Origin of the sequence: Citroniella saccharovorans, assembly GCF_035481615.1 — a bacterium.
Taxonomy (GTDB): domain Bacteria; phylum Bacillota; class Clostridia; order Tissierellales; family Peptoniphilaceae; genus Citroniella; species Citroniella saccharovorans.
This window is the reverse complement of sequence record NZ_JAYKOT010000003.1, coordinates 1,051,952-1,073,305: the sequence shown is the minus strand read 5'-3', so window position 1 is coordinate 1,073,305 and position 21,354 is coordinate 1,051,952. Positions and strand designations below refer to the sequence as shown.

General features: G+C 27.4%; 24 protein-coding genes and 1 pseudogene. 22 read left to right on the top strand and 3 right to left on the bottom strand.

All coding sequences use genetic code 11. The features are described 5' to 3' along the window. Window positions 1-8 precede the first annotated feature (8 nt). Both VLK81_RS07720 and VLK81_RS07715 read right to left on the bottom strand, forming a co-directional pair. Window positions 9-626, bottom strand: a complete 618-nt coding sequence (locus VLK81_RS07720; RefSeq protein WP_324620049.1) for a response regulator transcription factor — start codon at window positions 624-626, stop codon at window positions 9-11. Next, window positions 623-1,681, bottom strand: coding sequence for a sensor histidine kinase (locus tag VLK81_RS07715; protein WP_324620048.1), 1,059 nt, complete (start codon window positions 1,679-1,681; stop codon window positions 623-625). The genes VLK81_RS07720 and VLK81_RS07715 overlap by 4 nt, the downstream gene beginning before the upstream one ends. A gap of 127 nt (window positions 1,682-1,808) precedes the next feature. On the opposite strand from VLK81_RS07715, the gene VLK81_RS07710 reads away from it, so the two are divergent. The 22 genes and pseudogenes from VLK81_RS07710 to folK all read left to right on the top strand — a co-directional run bounded on the left by VLK81_RS07710 (window position 1,809) and on the right by folK (window position 20,734). Next, window positions 1,809-2,741 carry an ABC transporter ATP-binding protein gene (locus tag VLK81_RS07710; RefSeq protein WP_324620047.1) on the top strand — a complete coding sequence of 311 codons (933 nt, stop codon included), beginning with the start codon at window positions 1,809-1,811 and terminating at the stop codon, window positions 2,739-2,741. After that, entirely contained in the window at window positions 2,734-2,952 is a 219-nt protein-coding gene (locus VLK81_RS07705) for a hypothetical protein (protein ID WP_324620046.1), read from the top strand. Before VLK81_RS07710 ends, VLK81_RS07705 begins: the two co-directional genes overlap by 8 nt. Window positions 2,953-3,107: 155 nt before the next feature. Next, window positions 3,108-3,845, top strand: a complete 738-nt coding sequence (locus tag VLK81_RS07700; RefSeq protein ID WP_324620045.1) for a hypothetical protein — start codon at window positions 3,108-3,110, stop codon at window positions 3,843-3,845. Beyond that, window positions 3,832-4,926 (top strand): ABC transporter permease, encoded by a 1,095-nt coding sequence (locus VLK81_RS07695; RefSeq protein WP_324620044.1) that lies wholly within the window; start codon window positions 3,832-3,834, stop codon window positions 4,924-4,926. The genes VLK81_RS07700 and VLK81_RS07695 overlap by 14 nt, the downstream gene beginning before the upstream one ends. 123 nt (window positions 4,927-5,049) lie before the next feature. Further along, the gene (locus tag VLK81_RS07690) at window positions 5,050-5,862 is read left to right on the top strand and encodes a putative ABC transporter permease (protein WP_324620043.1); all 813 of its coding nucleotides are present in this window, start codon (window positions 5,050-5,052) and stop codon (window positions 5,860-5,862) included. A 440-nt stretch (window positions 5,863-6,302) separates the two neighbouring features. After that, window positions 6,303-6,557: a hypothetical protein gene (locus VLK81_RS07685; RefSeq protein WP_324620042.1), complete on the top strand. Its 255-nt coding sequence runs from the start codon at window positions 6,303-6,305 to the stop codon at window positions 6,555-6,557. A 90-nt stretch (window positions 6,558-6,647) separates the two neighbouring features. Next, on the top strand, window positions 6,648-7,217 hold the full coding sequence (locus VLK81_RS07680) for a GNAT family N-acetyltransferase (protein WP_324620041.1): 570 nt from the start codon (window positions 6,648-6,650) through the stop codon (window positions 7,215-7,217). A 219-nt stretch (window positions 7,218-7,436) separates the two neighbouring features. Further along, on the top strand, window positions 7,437-7,829 hold the full coding sequence (locus VLK81_RS07675) for a NusG domain II-containing protein (RefSeq protein WP_324620040.1): 393 nt from the start codon (window positions 7,437-7,439) through the stop codon (window positions 7,827-7,829). Between the two features lies 1 nt (window position 7,830). Beyond that, a complete protein-coding gene (locus VLK81_RS07670) occupies window positions 7,831-8,367 on the top strand; it encodes a Gx transporter family protein (RefSeq protein ID WP_324620039.1) in 537 nt (178 codons plus the stop codon). Beyond that, window positions 8,345-9,172 carry a RadC family protein gene (radC, locus tag VLK81_RS07665; protein ID WP_324620038.1) on the top strand — a complete coding sequence of 276 codons (828 nt, stop codon included), beginning with the start codon at window positions 8,345-8,347 and terminating at the stop codon, window positions 9,170-9,172. The genes VLK81_RS07670 and radC overlap by 23 nt, the downstream gene beginning before the upstream one ends. A gap of 9 nt (window positions 9,173-9,181) precedes the next feature. Next, the gene (gene mreB, locus VLK81_RS07660) at window positions 9,182-10,204 is read left to right on the top strand and encodes a rod shape-determining protein (protein ID WP_324620037.1); all 1,023 of its coding nucleotides are present in this window, start codon (window positions 9,182-9,184) and stop codon (window positions 10,202-10,204) included. Window positions 10,205-10,210: 6 nt separating this feature from the next. After that, window positions 10,211-11,062, top strand: a complete 852-nt coding sequence (mreC, locus tag VLK81_RS07655; RefSeq protein ID WP_324620036.1) for a rod shape-determining protein MreC — start codon at window positions 10,211-10,213, stop codon at window positions 11,060-11,062. Further along, entirely contained in the window at window positions 11,055-11,549 is a 495-nt protein-coding gene (gene mreD, locus VLK81_RS07650) for a rod shape-determining protein MreD (protein ID WP_324620035.1), read from the top strand. The genes mreC and mreD overlap by 8 nt, the downstream gene beginning before the upstream one ends. A 9-nt stretch (window positions 11,550-11,558) precedes the next feature. Next, window positions 11,559-14,888: a penicillin-binding transpeptidase domain-containing protein gene (locus tag VLK81_RS07645; protein ID WP_324620034.1), complete on the top strand. Its 3,330-nt coding sequence runs from the start codon at window positions 11,559-11,561 to the stop codon at window positions 14,886-14,888. Next, a complete protein-coding gene (locus tag VLK81_RS07640; protein WP_324620033.1) occupies window positions 14,885-15,457 on the top strand; it encodes a hypothetical protein in 573 nt (190 codons plus the stop codon). Before VLK81_RS07645 ends, VLK81_RS07640 begins: the two co-directional genes overlap by 4 nt. After that, window positions 15,454-17,307 (top strand): TIGR03960 family B12-binding radical SAM protein, encoded by a 1,854-nt coding sequence (locus VLK81_RS07635; protein WP_324620032.1) that lies wholly within the window; start codon window positions 15,454-15,456, stop codon window positions 17,305-17,307. The genes VLK81_RS07640 and VLK81_RS07635 overlap by 4 nt, the downstream gene beginning before the upstream one ends. Further along, window positions 17,298-17,624 (top strand): TIGR03936 family radical SAM-associated protein, encoded by a 327-nt coding sequence (locus tag VLK81_RS07630; protein WP_324620031.1) that lies wholly within the window; start codon window positions 17,298-17,300, stop codon window positions 17,622-17,624. The genes VLK81_RS07635 and VLK81_RS07630 overlap by 10 nt, the downstream gene beginning before the upstream one ends. Window positions 17,625-17,664: 40 nt before the next feature. After that, entirely contained in the window at window positions 17,665-17,991 is a 327-nt protein-coding gene (locus VLK81_RS07625) for a hypothetical protein (protein ID WP_324620030.1), read from the top strand. Continuing rightward, window positions 17,988-18,845 (top strand): ribonuclease E/G, encoded by an 858-nt coding sequence (locus VLK81_RS07620; RefSeq protein ID WP_324620029.1) that lies wholly within the window; start codon window positions 17,988-17,990, stop codon window positions 18,843-18,845. The genes VLK81_RS07625 and VLK81_RS07620 overlap by 4 nt, the downstream gene beginning before the upstream one ends. Window positions 18,846-18,853: 8 nt before the next feature. Continuing rightward, window positions 18,854-19,409, top strand: a pseudogene (gene folE, locus VLK81_RS07615) (GTP cyclohydrolase I FolE). Beyond that, window positions 19,410-19,901 carry an HD domain-containing protein gene (locus VLK81_RS07610; protein WP_324620028.1) on the top strand — a complete coding sequence of 164 codons (492 nt, stop codon included), beginning with the start codon at window positions 19,410-19,412 and terminating at the stop codon, window positions 19,899-19,901. An 11-nt stretch (window positions 19,902-19,912) separates the two neighbouring features. Beyond that, complete coding sequence (folK, locus tag VLK81_RS07605) at window positions 19,913-20,734, top strand: 2-amino-4-hydroxy-6-hydroxymethyldihydropteridine diphosphokinase (RefSeq protein WP_324620027.1); 822 nt, start codon at window positions 19,913-19,915, stop codon at window positions 20,732-20,734. 55 nt (window positions 20,735-20,789) lie between these two features. On the opposite strand, the gene VLK81_RS07600 is transcribed toward folK, so the two are convergent. Next, window positions 20,790-21,284 (bottom strand): QueT transporter family protein, encoded by a 495-nt coding sequence (locus tag VLK81_RS07600; protein ID WP_324620026.1) that lies wholly within the window; start codon window positions 21,282-21,284, stop codon window positions 20,790-20,792. Window positions 21,285-21,354: the final 70 nt, after the last annotated feature.

Here is a 21,354-nt window from a genome sequence, read left to right as displayed (position 1 = left end):
TCTATAAACTATTCTTTTTTACCAGTAATTAAATATATAGCTAGTTTTGTTCTATCAGAGATATCAAGTTTTGCAAGGATTTTAGAAACATAATTTCTTATAGTTCCTTCACTAAAAGCTAATATATTTGCTATTTCTCTATTAGATTTTCCTTCAGATATTAGATTACAAATATCTACTTCTAATTTTGTAAGGCTTTTCAAAAAATTATTTTTGTCTTCTGATAGTTTTGGAATTCTTTGAAATACATCTTTATCATAAACTAGCTGACCACGATATACTGAATGTATAGCGGGTATAATATTTTCAAAATCTGACTTAATAAGATATCCACATGATCCTAGATCTATGGATTTTTTTATATAATTATCATCTGAGAAAGTAGTAAGAATAATTATTTTTGCGTTTTTATCAATTTTTTTTATTTCTTCTAAGGCATCTAAGCCAGACTTTTCACCCATTCTAATATCCATTAAAACTATATCAGGATTAAAATTTTTGTATTTTTCTATGGACTCAATAAATGAATTTGCTGTATAAATTTCCTTTATGCTTAAGTCAGTCTTAAGAATGGTTGACATGGCACTTGTAATTAATTTATCATCATCTACAATAAGTATTTTCATTTTCTACCTTTCTTTAGTGCTATAAAAATTCTAAATCCATCTTCAATAGTATATTCAAAAGAACCACCCATTTTTTCTACTCTTGAAGCTATTGAGTAAAGGCCAATTCCTTCATCTTTAATTTTTATATTTTTTCCACTATCTTTTATTAGTATAAAATTAAAAAGTTCGACTTCCCTTATGGATAGCGTAACAAAATTGCTATTTGAATGTTTTCTTACATTGTTTAGAGCTTCTTTTATTATATATATTATACTATATTTTTCATTTAAGCTAAAAGAGTAGGTGCTTTTATATGAAAAAACAATTTCCAAATCTATATAACCATTAACTATTTTTTTAAGTTCATTTTCTAAATCTAAATCTTCATCCACTATAGAGTGGACAGATTTTCTAATATCATCCATTGTTTCTTTTAAGTTTGAATTAATAAGTCCTAACTGGGCTTTCTTTTCTTTATCCTTCTCTAGAATTTGTAATGCACCTAGCTGAATTATACTTCTAGTAATTTTATGTCCAATTCCATCATGGATATCTCTAGCTATTCTATTTCTCTCAGATAAGATTGCGGATTCAATTTTATCATTGCTCAGACTAATTAAACTTAAATTTATTCTATTAAGTTCCTGTGCTGCCTTAGAATTTTTCTTAAAATATTCTTTATAATTATTATATAGTATATTTCTTTCTCTATTTGAATAGAAAAAATATATGGCAAGCATATTCATTAAACATGTCTCTAAAAACATATCAGAGTAAATAAAAAAGTTTATTATTAGTATTGGTAAAAATGTTAGTAAGCTTATATCATCGAATTTCTCTGCTTGCAAAAAAATAAGAGGACTAAAAAAAAGAATTGATTGGAATTTTAGACTAAGTATTAATAAAAATACATATATGCTAATATAAACTCTTTTTTTGTCAATCAAATAAGCTAGGAGTGCAATAATAATTCCTAGTGCAAAGTAAATTTGACTTTCAAAAAAATTATTAAATTTATCTATAAAATAAAAACAGAACATAAAAACAACTATAATAGAAAAATTTTTTTTCATTTTATCCCCCTATTTATAGGATAACACAATTCTCTTAATTAAAATTACAAATGTCAACTAAATTAATGATATTTTTCACTTACAAGTTAAAAAAATTTTATATAAAATATAGTTAGAGGTGGTAGATATGATTATAGTTAAAGATTTAATTAAGAGGTATAAAGAAATTGTAGCTTTAGACAATTTTAACTTAAGAGTAGAGGACGGGGAAATATATGGATTATTAGGGCCTAATGGATCTGGTAAAACTACAGCAATTTCCTCTATAATTTCAATAATTCCATACGACAGTGGAGAAATCTATTTATTTGGAGAAAAAATGTCACCAAACAAATTTGAAATTAAAAAAAATATTGGATATGTTCCTCAAGAACTAGCCTTTATGAATGAACTTACCGTCTATGAAAATATAGATTTTTTTGCAGGTCTATATATTTACGACAAAAATGAAAGAAAGAAATTAGTTGAAGAGGCGATAGATTTTTGTGGACTTGAAAATTTTAGAAAATTTAGGCCTAATAAACTATCAGGTGGTCTTAAAAGAAGACTTAATATTGCATGCGGAATTTGCCACAGACCAAAACTTATTTTCTTTGATGAACCAACAGTAGCGGTTGATCCTCAATCTAGAAATAAAATTCTTGAAGGTATAAAAGAGTTAAATAGTAATGGATCTACTATAGTTTATACATCTCACTACATGGAAGAAGTTGAATATCTATGTAATAGACTAACAATCATTGACAAAGGAAGAAATTTAATAACTGGAACAAAAAAACAAATCACTGAGAAAACTTCCTTAAAAGATAAATTAATAATAAATGAAATTAATATTGATAGGGAAAAAGTAGATAAAATAAAAAAACTTCCATATATTGACAGTATTACTTATGAGGATAAAACTCTATGTATAAGTTTAGGCTCTGATATGGCTATTGGAACAATTATAACATTTTTGAAAGAAAACAATATATATTATGAGGACTTAAATATTAAACAGGCAAATCTCAATGATGTATTTCTTGAAGTAACAGGAAAGGAGTTGAGAGATAATGTTTAAACATTTGCTTTTTTATAGTTTAAAAGATAATTTAAGAATAAAAACAGTCATTTTTTGGAATTTGATTTTTCCGATTGTTCTTTCTACTTTTTTATCTATAGCATTAAATGGTATTCAAAATTCAGATAAGATTAGAAAAACTAATATCTATGTTGAGAATAGTGAAATAAAAAAAATATATATCAAAATATATCTAGAAATGAAGATATAATAAATATTGTAAATTCTAATAATCCTGAAAAGGATATTTTAGATGGGAAAATAGATGCAATAGTAAAAGGACAAAAGAATCTAAAAATAATATTAGGCGATAATATAGTAGAGGATCTAATAGCTTATCAGATTTCAAATGCTATAAATAAGAATATGAAACTTATTGAATTAGCCATTGAGGCTAATAGAGGAGAAAATATAGATAAAATAATAGATAGTTCATCTAATTATAAGTCACATTTAGAAAATGCTCATGATCTTTCAAATAAAAATTATATTAATGGCTTTTTCTATACAGTGCTGGGAATGGTTTCCTTATCTTCTATGAGCTATGTAGTTAACAATCTAGATTTACTCGATATAAATAGCAAACATGGAATATCAAGGAGACTGATGTCTGCTCCAAAGTCGAGATTTTCTTTTTTAGCAGCTGTTATGTTAAGTACTTTTTTAATTACAATTGGTCAGCTTATCCTTGTAACTATTTATATAGATTTGGTTTTAAAAGCTGGAATATTTACAAAACCTCTTTATTTTATAATTACGTTTATTATCTCAACTCTTTTAGGAGTTAGTTTAGGAAGTTTAATTTCTGTTTCTAGCAAATTAGATCTTCAAAGTAAACTTGGTATAGGTGTCGGTGTATATATGTTATCTTCAGCCTTAGCTGGAATGATGCAGGCTAGCATTAGATTATTTGTTGCAGAAAAATTGCCTCTACTTGATAGATTTAATCCAGCTAGTATTATATATAGATTATATGCTTCAATTTATTACTTCGACTCAAGTGAAATGTTTAAAGAAAACATATTTAATGCGTTTATAGTAATTTTGTTTGTAATTTCAATTACATTTGTTTTAACTAGGAGGAAAGAGCATGAGTCTATTTAAATCATATTTTAAAATCTTAAAAGAAAATAGAAAATCCTTGTTTATTTATATTGGAATTTTTATGCTATTTCTTTTTATAGCTAAAATTGAAGATTCTAATAATAAAGATATACTTTCTATAGAAAAAGATATTTCAATTTTAGATAATTTAAATAATGAACAATCAAAAAGATTAATAAAGTATTTAGAAAAAACAACAAATGTAGACCTGGTTGATAATTTTGATGAAAATAAAATTAAAGATCAGATATTTTTTGATAAAATTGCCTTCTTTTTAATTATTGATAAGGACAAATTAAGATATTATGCAAAAGAAAATAATGCTAGTTCATTTATAATTAAAGAAAAGATTGAGTCCTATTTAAATGGATTAGACAATTATAAAGACTTTTTATCCCTTGATAAGATAGAAGAGATTATTTATGATGATATAGAATATTCTTACGCTAATCAAAAAGGAAAGGAAGTTAAGGAAATTAGTCTTTCAAGCATGTACAAGGTAATAGCTTATTCTTTTATGGCTCTAATTTTTAATGCAGTTTATTTAGGATTAAAAAATTTCATAGATAAAAATATGATGGATCGAATTGTTGTATCTGGGCTAAGAGAAAAAGATTTTTTTATTAAAATATTTGCTGCTTCTCTTTTTTTTATATTGATCCTCTGGATTGGTATAAACATTACTATAGGAGCATTTTTTAAAGTTTTATTTACAAAAAATTGGATGTTATATGCTTTAAATCAATTTATTTTCATATTCCCTATAATAGCCTTAGGAGAAATTATAAGTTTATTAGTAAGAAATGATCAAGCTGTAAATGCTGCTTTTCAGCTTTTTGCCTTGGGTACGTCCTTTACAAGCGGTGCTTTTATACCTCAAGAAATGATATCTAGTAAGATATTAAAGTTTGCTAGCTTTTTTCCGACATACTGGTTAGTAGAAGCAAATAAAATTGTAGATAACAATTTAGGTATAGAAAAGTTAACTGGACCATATAGTATTATGATTCTTCAAACAATAGTTTTTTTAGCTCTATATTTGTTAATTTCAGGGAGAAAAAAGTTATTTAAGAGCTTTTAAAATAAAAATTCTTAGATTTATTATTTGAGACAAATACATTATTTGTCTCTTTTTTTTATTTTAATTAATTTTTTGTGAATTTTAATGTTATAATAAATATATATAATTTTTTGGGAGGAGTATATGTCATATTCTATCGATCAGTGGCTTATTTTCTTTTTTATATATTCCCTGTTTGGATGGATTTGGGAGACCAGCTTAGTTTCTTTAAGGAGTAAAAAATGGGTTAATCGAGGATTTTTATTTGGACCGTGGATTCCAATTTATGGATTTGGAGCAGTTATTATTCTGCATTTAACTTTAGGAGTTAGGGATAACTTAGCACTTATTTTTATATATGGAATGATTGGTGCAAGTGTTCTCGAGTATATAACAGGATATTTTATGGAGAAAATATTCAAAGTTAGATACTGGGACTATAGTGACAAAAAAGTTAATCTAAATGGATATATTTGTCTATTAGCTTCTTTGTGTTGGGGAGCATTTTCGATACTTTTAGTAAGAGTGTTTCATAGACCAGTCGAGGCTTTTGTTTTAAAAATACCATCAAAAATTATAGATACTTTTAGTCATATTCTTCTAGCTGCATTTGCAGTGGATAGTACTATATCTATAAAATCTGCTCTTGATTTAAGAAGGATACTTGAAGAATTTAAGGAAAATAGCGTGGTATTAAACTCTATAAATGAAAAGATTATGAAACTTAACAAGGATTTGAGTGAGGGCATTAATGATTTAAGCGAATTAAAAGAAAAATTAAGTTTAGAAGAGTTTAAACTTGATGACTTAAGTAAAAAGCTTAATAGTAGACTTCAAAATTTAAGTAAGAAACATCCTACAGCTTATTTTAAGGATCAAGCTTTATCAATTAAAGAATTTAGAGAGAATTTGAAAGAAAAAAAGGTAAATATTATTGAAAAAATTAAAGGAGAATAAAATGTCAAAAAAAAGTTTTCTTATAATTGCAGCTTTTGTATTTTTACTAGTTTTTCAAACTAGTTGTCAAAAAAAAAGATGATTCAAATGACAAGTCGGTAGAAGAAATTACAAATACTTCTAATAATGATAATGGTTTTGTAGAGAAAAAGGACAAAATTAAAGAAGAAAAAGATAATGAGAAAAATAAAGATTCATTAAAAGGCAATAAAGAAAATGATAATAACAAAGATAATTCAAAAGATGGGCCAAAAAAGAATAAACTTCCTGATGAAAAAGTTGAAAAAGAAGATATAAATATTAGAGAAGAAGAAAAAAAGCCATCTGAAGGTGAAGAATTAGAAAGTGGAATATTCACATCTTCAATAATAGCTGATTTAAATGGGGAGTTAAATAATGACTTTCCAAGTGTTTATAAAATAGATTTTCAAGATAATTTTATGATTATTTATGGATCTTTAGCTAAAATGAATAAGGAAGATTCCATTAGCATCGAAAAAACTTTAGAAAATGATATTTATTATGTAGAACTAGAAGAAAATACAAAATTTAGCTTAGTTGGAGGACTGTCTAAGCCTACTATAATGAAGGCAGATGAATTTAAAAAATATTTTAAAGAAGTAGAAAATTCTGGACTTGGGTTAGTTTTAGAAATAGAAGATGGTAAGCTTTATTCTGCTAGTATTAGTTCATAAGTATTAAAGCTCTTGTATTTTTACTAGAGCTTTTTATATTTTTTAGAAATTTAACATTATTTTTACTACAAAAAATTAAGGGGCATTTTTATGAATGTAAATATTGATATAAGTAATTGTATATTAAAAACGGAAAGAACTACTTTAAGACCATTTCAAATCAGTGATTTAAGTGATTTTTACGAATTTGCAAAAGTCGAAGGCGTTGGTGAGATGGCTGGCTGGAAACATCATAGTTCAATTAATGAAAGTAGAGTTATTTTAAATAATTTAATTTTGCATAAAAAAGTCTTTGCAATTGTATATGGGAATAAGGTAATTGGGTCTATAGCTATAAAAGAATATAATGAGAAAAGGCTACCAGAATTTAATGAGAAAAAGGCTAGAGAAATTGGTTTTGTACTCTCAAAAGATTACTGGGGACGGGGACTTATGACAGAGGTTTTAACTAGGGTTGTTGATTATCTTTTTCTGGATTTAGAATTAGATATTATAATTTGTGGTTATTTTGATTTCAACAAAAGATCAAAAAGAGTCCAAGAAAAACTTAATTTTAAATATTATAAAACTTTCGAAGATACTAGATTAGGAGAAAAAGTAAACCTTATTACAAATATTATCAAAAGGGAAGATTATTTAAATTCTCATAAAGTTAGCTAGGCTTAAAAATTTTATACTTTTAACTGATGTCTATATTTTAAAAATTAATATAATACAAGATGTAAAGACCTATTTTTAAGACTTTTACTCGCTTTTAAAAATCCATTTGTACGATATTTATTAATGGATTTTTTTTATTTAACTTAAAAAATAAAAGCTTGTCTATTGATCGTTTTAATGATAAACTTAAAAAGAAGATACAAAATATAAGGGGAATTTATGTATAAATTAAACAAGGCTGATATGATAGTTTTTTTATTTATTTTTTTTATTTCTATTGTTGGTATTATTTTTATTAATAAACCAAAAAACAATAATGGAAAAAAATATATATCAGTTCAGCTTGAAGGAAAAGAAATAATGAAGCTTGATTTTTTAGAAGAAAATACTAAAGAAGAAAAAAGAATTGATTCAAAATATGGATACAACATTATAGAAGTTTTTGGAGATAAAGTCAGGGTGCTTGAGGCAGATTGCAAGGATAAGGTCGATGTAAAACAGGGCTATATTAAAAATACTGGCGAAACTTTGGTATGTCTTCCACATAGGTTAGTTATTGAAATTAAAGAAGAAGGAGAGGGTGGAAATTATATAGACCACATTAATTATTAAAATGAAAAAACTTTCTTTCTTATCTTTAATGGTTGCAATGGCACTTTCTTTATCAGTTATTGAAAGTTTAATTCCGCTTCCATTTATTGCCCCTGGAGTGAAACTTGGTATATCAAATATTGTTATTTTGATATGTATTGTTTTTTTTGGCTTTAAGGATTCACTTATTGTAGGGGTTTTGAAGTCAATACTACTTATGCTGGTAACTGGTGCAGTTACATCATTTTTTTATTCACTGGCAGGAAGCCTTTTATCTGTAATAAGTATGAATTTTGCATATAAGAAAATTAAGAGCCTGTCTTTAATTGGAGTTAGCCTTATTGGATCAAGCTTTCATTCAATTGGTCAGCTCTTAGTTGCAAGTATAATGCTTGAAAATATTAAAATGTTTAACTACCTTCCTATCCTTCTTTTAGTTGGAATTTTTTCAGGCTATTTTGTAGGTATAAGTTCAATTTTCACATGTGAAAAACTTAAAAAAATAAATATTTTCAATGAATTGATGGTAGATAATAATGAAAAAAAACAACTTAGATAAAGATATAGTTAATGAAAATATAAAGATTATTGAGCCTAATATTTTAAAAGAAAAAAGTCGGAATAGGCTCCCTTCTGAACTTATTGATAGTGATTATATAGACTCAAAAATTAATAAAACTTATATCCATAAAAAAATAAAAGAATTAGCACAAGAAGATAGGCCAATGGAAAAGCTTGTTTTTTCAGGTAAGGGATCATTATCAGACGTTGAGCTTTTAGCAATTATATTAAAGACTGGCTCAAAGGAAAAAACTGCTATTTCTTTGGCACAGGAGATACTTTCTAAATATACTAATCCTGAGCAGCTAATGCAAGCAAGCGTTGAGGAACTTCAAGAGTTCAAAGGAGTTGGACTTTCTAAAGCTACTACAATCGTTGCTTGTTTAGAGTTTTCTTCCAGAATTAGGAGAAAAAATACTATTAGAAAAATTACTGTAAATTCACCAGAGTCAATAAAAGATTATTTTGTTGAAAAATATAGATATGAAGATAGAGAGTTTTTTGAAACTCTTCTTTTTGATACTAAAAATCAACTAATCGGGATTCAAGAAATATCTATTGGAGATCTTTCAAGATCTTTGGTTTCTCCTAGAGAGGTTTATAAATTTGCTGTGAGAAGAAGTGCTGAGTCTATAATTTTTGTACATAATCATCCAAGTGGCAATCCAGAACCGTCAAAGGATGATGTTTTAGTAACTAAGAGACTTATAGATGCTGGAAATATTTTAGGGATAACAGTTTTAGATCATATAATTATTGGATATGATAACTATGTTAGTTTAAAAAGAGAAAATCTTATTTAGGAGTAATAAATGGCTATTTTTAATTTTTTACAAAAAGATATTGCTATAGATTTAGGCACAATGAATACCTTATGTTATGTTGATGGAAAAGGAATTACTATCAATGAATCAAGTATGGTCGCAATAGATGTGAATACGGGAAGGATAATTGCCGTTGGAGAAGAAGCTTTTATTTTATTTGGTAAAACTCCTCAAAATATTACAATTATGAAACCTCTTGAAGAAGGAGTTATTAGAGACTATGAAATAACTCAAACAATGTTAAGGTATTTTTTAGACAAGTCAAGAAATGGAGTGTCACTACTTCAGCCAAGAGCCCTTGTTACAATTCCAGCATCTATTACAGATGTTGAAAAAAGAGCGGTTGAAGATGCAGCTCTTCAAGCGGGAGCAAGAGACATAGTTCTTGTTCCTGAAACTTTAGCAACTGCAGTTGGGATGGGGCTCGATGCTTTTTCCGCAAAGGGAAGCCTTGTATTAAATTTAGGTGCTGGGACCTGTGAGTGCAGTGTTGTATCTTTAGGAGGGGTAGTGTCTTCTAAGTCAATTGGTTTTGGATCTGAAAAGATTAACTCTATAATTAATCAAGAAATTAAAGATTTTTATTCGCTTCAAATTAGTTTTGAAGAAGAGGAAAGAATAAAAAAAGAAATAATCAGTATTGAAGAATATAAAGAAAATGTAAGTTTTGATGTATCTGGTAGGGACAAGGTTACCTATCTACCAACTATAAAACAAGTAGATTCTAGCATATTAAATGCGAAAATTAGAGAAGCTTTTTTAGTTGTTGTTGATTTGGTAAGAGATGTTCTTGAAAGAACCCCACCATCTCTATCCAAGGACATTTTGGATAATGGAATTTATATTTCAGGTGGCCTATCAAGAATCAATGGATTAAAGCCTTTCTTATCAAAATATTTAAATTATAGGTTAAATTTTGATGAGAACCCTGAAACATCAACAGCTGAGGGGATTGGACAGTTACTAAAAAGATATAATAGTCTAAAAGAAAGAAGAAAGAGAACAAGGTGATTTTAAATGAAAGAGATTAGTTTAAAGTCAAAAATAATTGTTTTTATAAGCACGATAGTAATTATATTGTCAATAATGTTTGTAACAAAAGAAGAAAATAATAGCTTCTCCACAGTACAAAATATAATAGCTAAGGTTTATAATCCTGCTCTAAAGGGATTTAGTTTTGCAGGTGATAAATTTATGGATCTTTTTTCAACTATTTTTGCTTCAGAAAAACTTAGAAATGAAAACGAAGCCTTAAAATTAGAAAATAATGAACTTAAAAAAAATATAGCAATATATGAAAATTTAATTTCAAATGCAAAATTTTTAGAAGAAGAAAAAAACTTAATTGCAAATACGAAATATAAACTAAAGCCTAGCTACATTATAGCTAAAGATCCTTCTTCTTATTTTTTAAGCTTTACTATTGATAAGGGGAAAAAAGATGGAGTAAAAGCTGGAGATATTGTTGTGATAGGAAAAGAAATTGGAAACAAGCAATATATTGAGAGCTTAGTTGGCACAGTAGATACAGTTGGAAACTCTTATTCAAAGGTAAGTGCTGTAATAAATGAAGACAAGGGTATATCATTTAAAACTGCAAGAACTGGAGCTGGAGGAGTTTTAGATGGAAGAGTTGAAAATGGATTTTCGGGCAACTTATTTGATGAAGCAGCAGATGTAAAAGTTGGAGATAAACTATTAACTTCTGGAACTGGAGGAATATTTCCTAGAGATATTTATATCGGAGATATTACTGAAATAATAGTGGAAAATGAAAACATTGAAAAGATAATTGTAGAATCTAAAGTAGATTTTACAAATTTATATAGAGTTTTGATATTAGATAAGGATGAGGGAGACTATGAATAAGATTAGAATAATAATAACTGTTTTTTTAACGTCTATACTTCAAATAGCACTCGCTCCAAGAATTTCAATATTTGGAGTGACTCCTTCATTTTCTATACCAGTTCTAGTAATGCTTTCAATTGGCTTTGGATCTTTTGAAGGTGGTTTTTCGGGCCTATTTTTAGGCTTAATCGAAGATGTATATTTTTCAAATATGCTTGGACCAAGAGCCCTAATATATTTTGTAATTTGCTACATTATGGGACATTTCGAATATAGGATTAGTACAAAAAATAATAGAATTGGTATTGGACTTACAGCACTTTTTACTATGCTTAATTTTTTATTCATCTTACTGGGAGAATTAGTTTTTTCAGGCAGTTTAAATATAGCTAGCTATCTATTCGGTCCAATATTTATAGAAATAGTATTAAATTCTTTAATTTATTATTTTATGATGAAATTTTTCAATAAATTTTTTATTTTTCCAAATATTAGATTTTATTAGGTGATAAATATGAAGGATAAAACTTTTAAAAGATTTAAAGATATTAAAATTATCCTATTTATAATGATGGGCATACTTTTTATATTTACTTTTAAACTAATGATAGTTGAAGGTAACAAATATAGAGAAATTTCTGAAGAAAAAAGATTGAAAGATATCCATATACCAGCTTCAAGAGGAAATATTTATGATAGAAATGGAAAGCTTTTAGCTGGATCTAGATCTATGTTTACTTGTTCATTTATCAAAGATGAACTAATGGATTTAGATAATAATATGAGAAATGAGCTTTTTAAGAGATTATTTTATCTATTAGAAGAGGATGGAGTAAACTATTTAGCTAACACTCCAATTAGTATCAATGAATTTGCCTACAATAGTGTTGAAGATTATAAAAAAGAAAATAAATTACCAAATAAAAAAGTAGTTGATATTATTATAGAAAAAAATTTATTAAGGGATATTTTAGAACTTGGATTAAAACAAGATGAAAATTCTCCTTCATTTACTGTTGCATCAAAGGCTATAAGTGGACTTCAAAAAAAAGGAAAACTTGTAGAATTTGATATTACTTATGATAATGGAGTTCATATTAATCTTTCAGATGAAAAAATTAAGGAGTATAGGGAAAAATATGAACTAAAATCTGATCAGCCACTTGATATTTTAAATGAACTTATTAATAATGACGTAACTATTATAAATACTATAATTTCTCATCCAAGCGCTAGAAAACTTATTTATGATTACTTAAAATCTAGCGGATTAGATGATAATTTAAAACTTAATGAATTAGAATTTGAAGACGATAGAAATTATTTTTTAAATAAAGTTGAATTAAGTAAAAATTTCAAAGCTATAACTATGAAGTCTTCTGCCTTAGATGACTTTTCATATTTAGTAGAAAATGCTTCGCTACCTATCTTATTAGATAGTATTGATTTTTCAGAAGATAATAAAGTTATTAATCCTTCACAAATATTAATTGAAATGCTTGAAAAGAAGCTTGGTCATGATATTGGAATAGTTTCTAATATCGATCTTAATAATGAAAAAGTATATATTGACTATAAGGATGAGGGTGAAAAAACTTCTGAAACTGCTAAACAGAAATTAATAAGACTTTGCAAAGAAGAAAAATTAATTAAAGATTTTGTAAAAGATGATAGGATTAAATATATTGCTCAAGAGTCAAATACAAAAGCTGGTATAATTCCAAAAATTGATGTTAATAGGTGGGAGTATATTTTTGTTAAAAATAAATCTGATTTACTTGAAAGATTTGACCTAAAAAAAGATGTAAAAGCTACAGATTTATTAGATAAAATGGTTAAATATTATGGAATTAATAGTAGTTCTAACTATGAAAAGTTGGCTTTAGTTTCTTTTTATAAAAAAATTGAGGAAAGTGGACATTTAGGTTATGAACCAATAAATATTGCCTATGGGTTAAAGGAAAAAACTGTATCTAAAATTAAGGAACAAATTTCCAATAATAGGGGAATAGAAATTTCCTATATTCCTGTAAGATTTTATCCTAATCAAAGTCTAGCAGCACATACTTTGGGTTATTTAGGAAGAATTTCTCAGCCAGACGAGATAAAAAAATATATTGATGAAAAAAAATACCGTCCAGATGATTTAATCGGCAAAACTGGAATTGAAGAATCATTTGAATCTACTTTAAGAGGAGTGGATGGGAAAAGAGTAGTTGAAATAGACTCTATGGGAAATAGAACTAAGACTATTGATGAAAAACTACCAGTTCCTGGTTCGAATGTTTATTTAACAACTGATTTAAATTTACAGAAAGTTGCTGAAAGTTCTCTAAAGCAAGCAATCGAAAAAATAAGAGTTGGTGGAGAATTTGAATCTAAATGGGGTAATGTTGAGCTTAGGACTAATGAAAGCAAGGGTAGACCTTATGAGAATGCAAATGCTGGAGCTGTTGTAGTACTTGACATTAAAACTGGTGAAGTTTTAGCAATGGCAAGCGAGACATCATATGATCCCAATCTTTTTGCAACTGGAATTTCAGATGATGACTGGGAATCTCTATTTCCTAAAAACGAGGATGATCCACTGGCTGATAGGCCTCTTACAAATATTGCAACTCAGTCTATGATTCCGCCGGGATCAACTTTTAAATTACTTTCCGGTTTAACAGCTCTTGAAAAGGGTATGTCACCTAATGAAACTGTCGACTGTACAGGCTATATTGATATTGGTGATACAAGATTTGGATGCTGGATATATAACCAATATGGTGGAGCCCATGGACCAGAAAACTTGTTTACAGCTATTAGAGATTCTTGTAATGTATATTTTTATGCTACAGCTCTTGGCGGAAATCCAAATGCTAATGAAACTATAAGTGTTCAATCTACAGTTGATGATATAAGAAAGTCCTGTATGCTTCTTGGGCTTGATCAAAAAACAGGAATAGAAATTAATATTCCATATGAGGCAGGAGGAAGAATTCCAAATCCAGAAGAAAAGAAAGAAACTATTAAAGCATTAACAGCGAATTTTTTAGATGAAAATTTTGAAAGATATTTAATTTCAAACGACAAGATTAATCCTAAAAAAAGAAGTGAGATTATTGATGAAATAGCTAGCAACTGTGAATTTAACGATTCCATTAGTTTAGAAGATCTAACTAATGACTTAGTAGAAAAAGGATTTAATTTGGAAATGTTAAATGATAGAGGAGAAAATTTAGCTGAGATTTTAAAATACACTTATATAGATCGTGCAAAGTGGAACACTTCAGATATGATGAATGTAGTTATAGGCCAAGGACAAAATGCATATACACCTATACAAATGGCAAATTATGTATCTATCTTTGGAAATAATGGTTATAGGAACAAGCTTTCATTAATAAAAGAAGTAAAAAGTCATGATAATAGTAAAGTTCTATTAAAAAATGAGCCATCTAATGTTAAAGTTCAGTTAAACAATCAGGAAAATTTAAAATATATTGGTGAAGGTATGAATATGGCTTCTCACTTTGGGTCACTAGAAAATATTTTTGGTGGTTTTCCTAGAGAATTTGCCATAAAAACTGGAACTGCTGAAAGAGGAGCAACTAATCCAGTTACAGGTGAAGCTTATGATGACTATAGTTGGATGATTTCATATTTTCCTTATGATGATCCAAAAATAGCTATAGCTGCAGTTATTTTTCAAGGAGGATCTGGGGCAAATTGTGCTCCAATTATTAGAGAAGTAGCTGGAGAATATCTAAAACTTCAACCTAAAAATGAAGCTACAGGCGAAAGTAATTTGGATGAAAATGGTACTGAAAGTACTGGACAAGGGGATACGTTAGAATGATTTATCTATTTATGGGGGAGTCTTCTTTTTTATTAGATTTAGCTGAGTATTTTTTAGCTAAGTCAAGTAAATCTTTAATAGTTGATAATTTTGGAGAGAGAAGACTTTTATCTGAAAAGTTTGATACTTTAAGTGATTCTATTTATGACTTTGACGATTATTTAAATGATGTGGTTGACTTAGAGGATGTAGCAGTTCAATCTGAGAGGAATGAAAATATTTTTGTTGTTGCTGCTTCTATAAAAAAAGATAAGGCAAAGAAAAATGAGGAAAATATCGGAAAATTTATAAATGATGAGTATTTAACAAATTTTGATGATATTTTTATTATAAGCAAGGAAAATATAAATTTTGGAACCGATTTTTTTGATTATATTATTAGTGATACTTATTTAGAAGATGATAGTATATATTTTGTAATTGATAGACCTAAATTTCAAGTTGGCATGAAAAATATTTTAGGATTTTGGGACTATCCTGTAAGTAAAATATATGATAATTTATTAAATAAATCATTTGTAAAAAAAGAATCGGTCTTAGAAAGAATTAGAGGAATATTTATAAAGTGATTTCTGAAAATAAGTTAAATATGATTTTAAATAGGGTTGAAAAACCATCAAGATATATTGGAAATGAAATAAATACTATTTTAAAAGATGATTCAAATGAAAGAGTATCAATGGCATTTTTATTTCCGGATGTATATGAAGTTGGCATGAGTTACAATGGACTCAACCTTTTTTACAATTTAATAAACGATAAAGAAGAATTTAGCTTTGAAAGAGCTTTTTCTCCTTGGGTAGATATGGAGGAAGAAATGAGGAAAAATGATCTTCCTCTTTTTACCTTGGAGAGTAAAAGAGCTGTTAAAGAATTTGATATAGTTGGATTTACTCTTCAATATGAGATGAGTTATACAAATATTTTAAATATGCTTGAGCTTTCTGGGATTAGTATTAAGTCAATTGATAGAAAGGAAGAAGAACCTTTAGTAATTGCTGGAGGTCCATGTGCTTTTAATCCAGAGCCATTAGCTGATTTTATAGACCTATTTTATATTGGTGAGGCAGAAGAAGGAATTTTAGAAATTTTAAAACTTTATCAAAACAAAAAAGATAATAATTTAACTAAAGATGATTTTCTAAAAATGGCTGCTGAAAATATCGAGGGTGTTTATGTTCCAAAATTTTATGAAATAACTTATAAGAAAGATGAGACTATTGATAAAAGAATTAAGTTATATGATAAAGCTAAGGATATAATTAAAAAAAGATATATAGAAAATGTAAATGATGTTTATGTTTCTACAAAACCAATCGTTCCAAATACTGAGTCTGTGCATGATAGAGTGGTGACTGAAATTTTTAAAGGGTGCACTAGAGGATGCAGATTTTGTCAGGCAGGTATGATTTATAGACCAATAAGGGAAAAATCAACTGCTACAATTTTAGATATAATTGATTCTAACTTGAAAAACTCGGGTTATGATGAAGTTTCTTTATCATCACTTTCTACTTGCGACTATACAGAACTGCAAGAACTTGTAAAGGAGCTTTTAAAGAAATATGAGAAAGAAAATGTTTCAATTTCCCTTCCTTCACTTAGGCTTGATTCAGATTCTCTATCAGTATTAAAGGATATTGAAAAAGTTAGAAAGACTGGACTTACATTTGCCCCTGAAGCGGGTAGCCAAAGGTTAAGGGATGTAATTAATAAAAATATTACAGATGAAGATATTGAAAGAGCAGTTAGCTATGCTTTTAAAGAGGGATATTCTACTATTAAGCTTTATTTTATGCTTGGACTGCCAACAGAAACTATGGAGGATGTTCAGGGAATAAAAGAAATAGCTTATTATATTAAGGAAAAGTTCTTTAATAGAGATAAGGAAGATATTAAAGGCAATTTAAAAATAACTGTTTCTACATCTTTATTTGTTCCTAAACCTTTTACTCCATTTCAATGGGACCCGCAGGATGATTTAGAAAATCTTTATGAAAAAGTTAAATTTTTAAAAGATATTATTAGAGATAAAAAAATTAATTATAATTATCATGAACCTAGACTATCTTATTTGGAGGCTGTTGTATCAAGAGGAGATAGGAGGGTAGGCGAGCTAATTTATAGAGCTTTTAAAAATGGAGCAAAATTTGATTCATGGAAAGATCAATTTAAATTTGATGCTTGGACAAGTGCGGCAGAAGAATTAGGCTTAAATATGGATTTTTATGCAAAGAGAAAAAGAGATTTTGATGAAATATTGCCATGGGATTTTATAGATATTGGGGTTAGTAAAAAGTTTTTAATTAAGGAAAAGAAACTTTCAAACAAGGAAATTACAACTAAAGATTGTAGAGAAGGCTGTATTTACTGCGGAGTTTCAGAAGGTTATAAGGGAGACTATTGTCCATGTATGTAAGGGGAAGATTTAAAAAAATTGGATATATAAGACTAGTTGGACATCTTGATACAATGAAGATTATAATTAGAGCTTTTAATAGGGCTGGTCTTCCTATTACTTATTCTGAAGGCTTTAATAAGTCTCCTAAATTAGCACTTTCTCAAAGTCTTCCTTTAGGTGTTCAGTCTTTAGAAGAATTTGTAGACTTTGAGATTAATGAAAAAATTGATTTAGAAAAAGCCATAGACAAAATAAACTCTGAACTTCCAAATGGAATTAGATTTTATTATCTATGTTACTCTGAAAAAAAAAGAAAGACTTGTAAATTTAATTAAATTTCAAAAATATAGAATTAATTTTTATCAAGATCTTGATATGGATAAATTAGAAGAAGCAATTAAAATTTTACTAGAAAGTGAAAGTTATTTTATAAAAAAGGTAAAAATAAATAAAAAGAGAAAAGGTCCTAAATATATAGAAACTAATCTCAATATTAGAAGTTACTTGACTGATTGTTACCTTGATAAAAAAGATGCTTCATTTTATTATACAAGTCAGGTGGATGACCAGGTTTATTTAAGATATGATGATTTATTTAAGGGACTTTTTGAACTTATGGGTTTAGATTTTGATAGATCTATATTAAGTGTTCTTAAATTATCTCAACTTGATGAAAACATGAAAGAAATTAGCTTAATATGAATGAATTTGCTTTTTATTTTGAAGATAGTAAATCATATTTTGGTATAGTAAGAGATGAAAGATTATTATTTTTTAAAACTATAGTAAATAACTTAGCAAAAGGGACTATTGTTAGGGCAAATAGTTTTAGAAAATTAAAAGCACTTGATTCGTATGAGGTTATTCTTCCAAGTGGAGTAAAGGGAATTCTACCTTTTAAGGATTCACTACCTATAACTGGGCAGAAAATATTAGAAATAACTCATGAAGCAAACCTGCAAAAAGCATTAAGATTATCCGAAAAAACTCAGATGGTAGAAAAGTTTAAAGATGAGGTAAATTTTACTCCAAGTCCAGCTATTTTATATTCTGATAAATTCAAATTGGTCAAGGAAAAAGCTAAGGAATTCGATATAAAATTTATAAAAACTAATTCTTTAGATTTAAAAAATAAGCTAAAGGATAGTTTTGATATTCAATTTGATAAAAACTATAATCCATTTTATGATTACAAGATTTCAAATTTATTTTCTATTAAAGATAAGAGAAAAATAGATTTAGACAGTGGCATAAGTATTTATCTTGATAGATTAGAAGCCTTAAGTGTAGTTGACATCAATTCTGGATCTTTTAAATTAGAGTCAAAAATTAAAACAGCTAAGTATGTAAATGAATTTTGTGTTAAACATATATTGAATGCACTTGTAATAAATGAAATTAAGGGTATAATTATAATCGATGCTATAAGAACTGATAATAAAAGTTTATTCAGACTTATTGACATATTTAAAAGAGAGTTTGAATTGAGAAAAATAATATATGATATTTCTTATACAAAAAACAAACTCATAGAAATATTAATTAGAAGAAATTAGGAGATAATATGGACAAAGAAAAAATAGAAAAAGCCGTAAAAATGATTTTAGAAGCTGTTGGGGAAGATCCAAACAGAGAAGGTCTTTTGGAAACACCTCAAAGAATTGCTAGAATGTACGAAGAGATTTTCTATGGAATAGGAAGGGATGCAAGTGAGCATTTATCTAAAACATTTACAATAGAAAACTCAGATATTGTTGTTGAAAAAGATATACCTTTTTATTCAATGTGTGAACATCACCTATTACCATTTTATGGTAAAGTCCACCTTGCTTATTTACCAGTTAATAAAGTTGCAGGACTTTCAAAACTAGTTAGAACTGTAGATTTATATTCTAGAAAGCCTCAGTTACAAGAAAGACTTACAGAAGAGATAGCAAATGCACTTAAAGATTTTCTAGATTGCGAAGGTTCTTTAGTAGTTGTAGAAGCTGAACACCTTTGCATGAATATGAGAGGAATAAAAAGACCTGGAGCTAAGACTGTAACTATGCATATGACTGGTAAGTTCTTAGAAGATGAAAAAAATCAAACAAGACGCATTAAGACTTATGGGAATTTAAATGTTAGATATAGATTTAAAAAATACTAATATAATTTTCTCCAATAAGACTTATCAAAAGCACCTAAAAGAAATTGAAAATTTTGAAAAAGAAAGATATTTTTGCAGGCACGATTTAAGTCATTTTCTAGATGTAGCAAGAATTTTTACAATTCTTATTCAAAGAGAAAAATTAGATATTAAATTTGATATTATTTACTCAGCAGCCCTTCTTCATGATATAGGAAGGGCTTTAGAGTATAAAGATGGAATTAGTCATGACCTAGCTTCTATTCAAATTGCAAAAGAGCTTCTTAAAGAAACATCTTTTACAAAAGAAGAAATAAAAATTATTATTTCTCTAATTGAAAATCATAGAAATAAAACATATACCAATAGCTTAGAGAGCTTGTTTTATAAGGCTGACAAGCTTTCTAGAGAATGCTTTAACTGTAAAGCTATAGGACTTTGCAAGTGGTCTGATGAAAAGAAAAATTTAAAGATAAAAATTTAAAGGAGAATAAATTGACAGATATAGAAATAAGAAGATTAGAAATATTTGCTAAACATGGTGTATTTAAAGAAGAGCAAACACTAGGACAAAAATTTTATCTTAATATATATCTAAAAAGCGATATAAATTACAATAAAGCTATTAATCTTGAAGATACAGTTAATTATGGAGAATTAAGTCATTTTGCTAAAGAAATATTTGAAAGTGAAAGATATGACCTCATAGAAAATGTTTCAGATAATCTTTGCAAAAGAATTATGGATAAATACAAGAGTATTAAATATTGTAGAGTTGAAGTGGAAAAACCATGGGCACCTATAGGCTTAGCATTAGATACAGTTGTAGTTTCATCTGAAAGAACACTAAAAAGAGTTTTTTTAGGACTAGGAAGTAATTTAGGAGATAAAAAAGCAAATATTGATTTAGCTTTAGAAAAACTTTCAGTAAATATCTCAAATATTAAAACAGCTTCTTATATTAAAACGAAACCTTGGGGAGGCGTTGAGCAAGATGATTTTTTAAATTCAGCTTGTTATGGTTATACCTACCTTTCAAAAGAAGAACTTTTAGATTTTGTAAAAAGAGTAGAGGAAGAAATTGGAAGGGAGAAAACAGTTAAATGGGGTCCTCGACTAATTGATATAGATATTTTATTTTACGATAATGAAATTTTTTATTCTGATAAGCTAATTATACCCCATCCATATATTAGAGAAAGAGAATTTGTGCTTAAACCTTTAAATGAACTAGCCCCTAATTTTATCCATCCAGTTTATAGGCTTCCAATTAGAGAGCTTTTATTAAATTTAAAAAATAAAAAATCTTATGATTAAATTAAAAAATAAGCCCAGGAATAAATCCTGGGCTAAATTTATGAAATTAATCATTTTATTTTACTTTATTTGTACCATCTAATAATACAAAATCTTTAAAAGTCTTATTTTTCTCAAGCAGTTTAAAAACACTTACACCAATTAGGCTTACTATAATAAATTCTGATAGCATAATTTGACCGGTAATTAAGAAAAATGACAATTTTTCATCAGATACAATTAAAATTTCTATAGCAATAATAAATGAAAATAAGGCAGGAAAAATTGATGCTAAGTAAATATTTTTAGTTTTTGTCATGGCGTATACAGATAAAAATGAGTGTAAAGCCCCAACAAACATATCAATAATACCTAATGGAGAAATAATATTTGAAATAAAAGCTCCAATAGTAATAGATAATACATATATAGGATTGTAAAACGCTAGTAGTGTTAAAATTTCACTAATTCTAAATTGAATAGGACCATAAGAAAACATTGGAAGAATCCAAGTAAGAACTACATATATAGCAGCAACAAGTCCTATTCTAGTTAGTTTCTTTGTATTCATCTAATCATCCTTTCTAAATAAATTCTCTAACCTATCTATTATATACTATATTCTAATAATTTTCATTATT

What these genes read in the sequence shown, in the direction of transcription:
- VLK81_RS07720 (WP_324620049.1), bottom strand. Translation starts at nt 626, where the DNA reads ATGAAAATACTTATTGTAGATGATGATAAATTAATTACAAGTGCCATG.
- VLK81_RS07715 (WP_324620048.1), bottom strand. Translation starts at nt 1,681, where the DNA reads ATGAAAAAAAATTTTTCTATTATAGTTGTTTTTATGTTCTGTTTTTAT.
- VLK81_RS07710 (WP_324620047.1), top strand. Translation starts at nt 1,809, where the DNA reads ATGATTATAGTTAAAGATTTAATTAAGAGGTATAAAGAAATTGTAGCT.
- VLK81_RS07705 (WP_324620046.1), top strand. Translation starts at nt 2,734, where the DNA reads ATGTTTAAACATTTGCTTTTTTATAGTTTAAAAGATAATTTAAGAATA.
- VLK81_RS07700 (WP_324620045.1), top strand. Translation starts at nt 3,108, where the DNA reads ATGAAACTTATTGAATTAGCCATTGAGGCTAATAGAGGAGAAAATATA.
- VLK81_RS07695 (WP_324620044.1), top strand. Translation starts at nt 3,832, where the DNA reads ATGAGTCTATTTAAATCATATTTTAAAATCTTAAAAGAAAATAGAAAA.
- VLK81_RS07690 (WP_324620043.1), top strand. Translation starts at nt 5,050, where the DNA reads ATGTCATATTCTATCGATCAGTGGCTTATTTTCTTTTTTATATATTCC.
- VLK81_RS07685 (WP_324620042.1), top strand. Translation starts at nt 6,303, where the DNA reads ATGATTATTTATGGATCTTTAGCTAAAATGAATAAGGAAGATTCCATT.
- VLK81_RS07680 (WP_324620041.1), top strand. Translation starts at nt 6,648, where the DNA reads ATGAATGTAAATATTGATATAAGTAATTGTATATTAAAAACGGAAAGA.
- VLK81_RS07675 (WP_324620040.1), top strand. Translation starts at nt 7,437, where the DNA reads ATGTATAAATTAAACAAGGCTGATATGATAGTTTTTTTATTTATTTTT.
- VLK81_RS07670 (WP_324620039.1), top strand. Translation starts at nt 7,831, where the DNA reads ATGAAAAAACTTTCTTTCTTATCTTTAATGGTTGCAATGGCACTTTCT.
- radC (WP_324620038.1), top strand. Translation starts at nt 8,345, where the DNA reads ATGAAAAAAAACAACTTAGATAAAGATATAGTTAATGAAAATATAAAG.
- mreB (WP_324620037.1), top strand. Translation starts at nt 9,182, where the DNA reads ATGGCTATTTTTAATTTTTTACAAAAAGATATTGCTATAGATTTAGGC.
- mreC (WP_324620036.1), top strand. Translation starts at nt 10,211, where the DNA reads ATGAAAGAGATTAGTTTAAAGTCAAAAATAATTGTTTTTATAAGCACG.
- mreD (WP_324620035.1), top strand. Translation starts at nt 11,055, where the DNA reads ATGAATAAGATTAGAATAATAATAACTGTTTTTTTAACGTCTATACTT.
- VLK81_RS07645 (WP_324620034.1), top strand. Translation starts at nt 11,559, where the DNA reads ATGAAGGATAAAACTTTTAAAAGATTTAAAGATATTAAAATTATCCTA.
- VLK81_RS07640 (WP_324620033.1), top strand. Translation starts at nt 14,885, where the DNA reads ATGATTTATCTATTTATGGGGGAGTCTTCTTTTTTATTAGATTTAGCT.
- VLK81_RS07630 (WP_324620031.1), top strand. Translation starts at nt 17,298, where the DNA reads ATGTATGTAAGGGGAAGATTTAAAAAAATTGGATATATAAGACTAGTT.
- VLK81_RS07625 (WP_324620030.1), top strand. Translation starts at nt 17,665, where the DNA reads ATGGATAAATTAGAAGAAGCAATTAAAATTTTACTAGAAAGTGAAAGT.
- VLK81_RS07620 (WP_324620029.1), top strand. Translation starts at nt 17,988, where the DNA reads ATGAATGAATTTGCTTTTTATTTTGAAGATAGTAAATCATATTTTGGT.
- VLK81_RS07610 (WP_324620028.1), top strand. Translation starts at nt 19,410, where the DNA reads ATGTTAGATATAGATTTAAAAAATACTAATATAATTTTCTCCAATAAG.
- VLK81_RS07600 (WP_324620026.1), bottom strand. Translation starts at nt 21,284, where the DNA reads ATGAATACAAAGAAACTAACTAGAATAGGACTTGTTGCTGCTATATAT.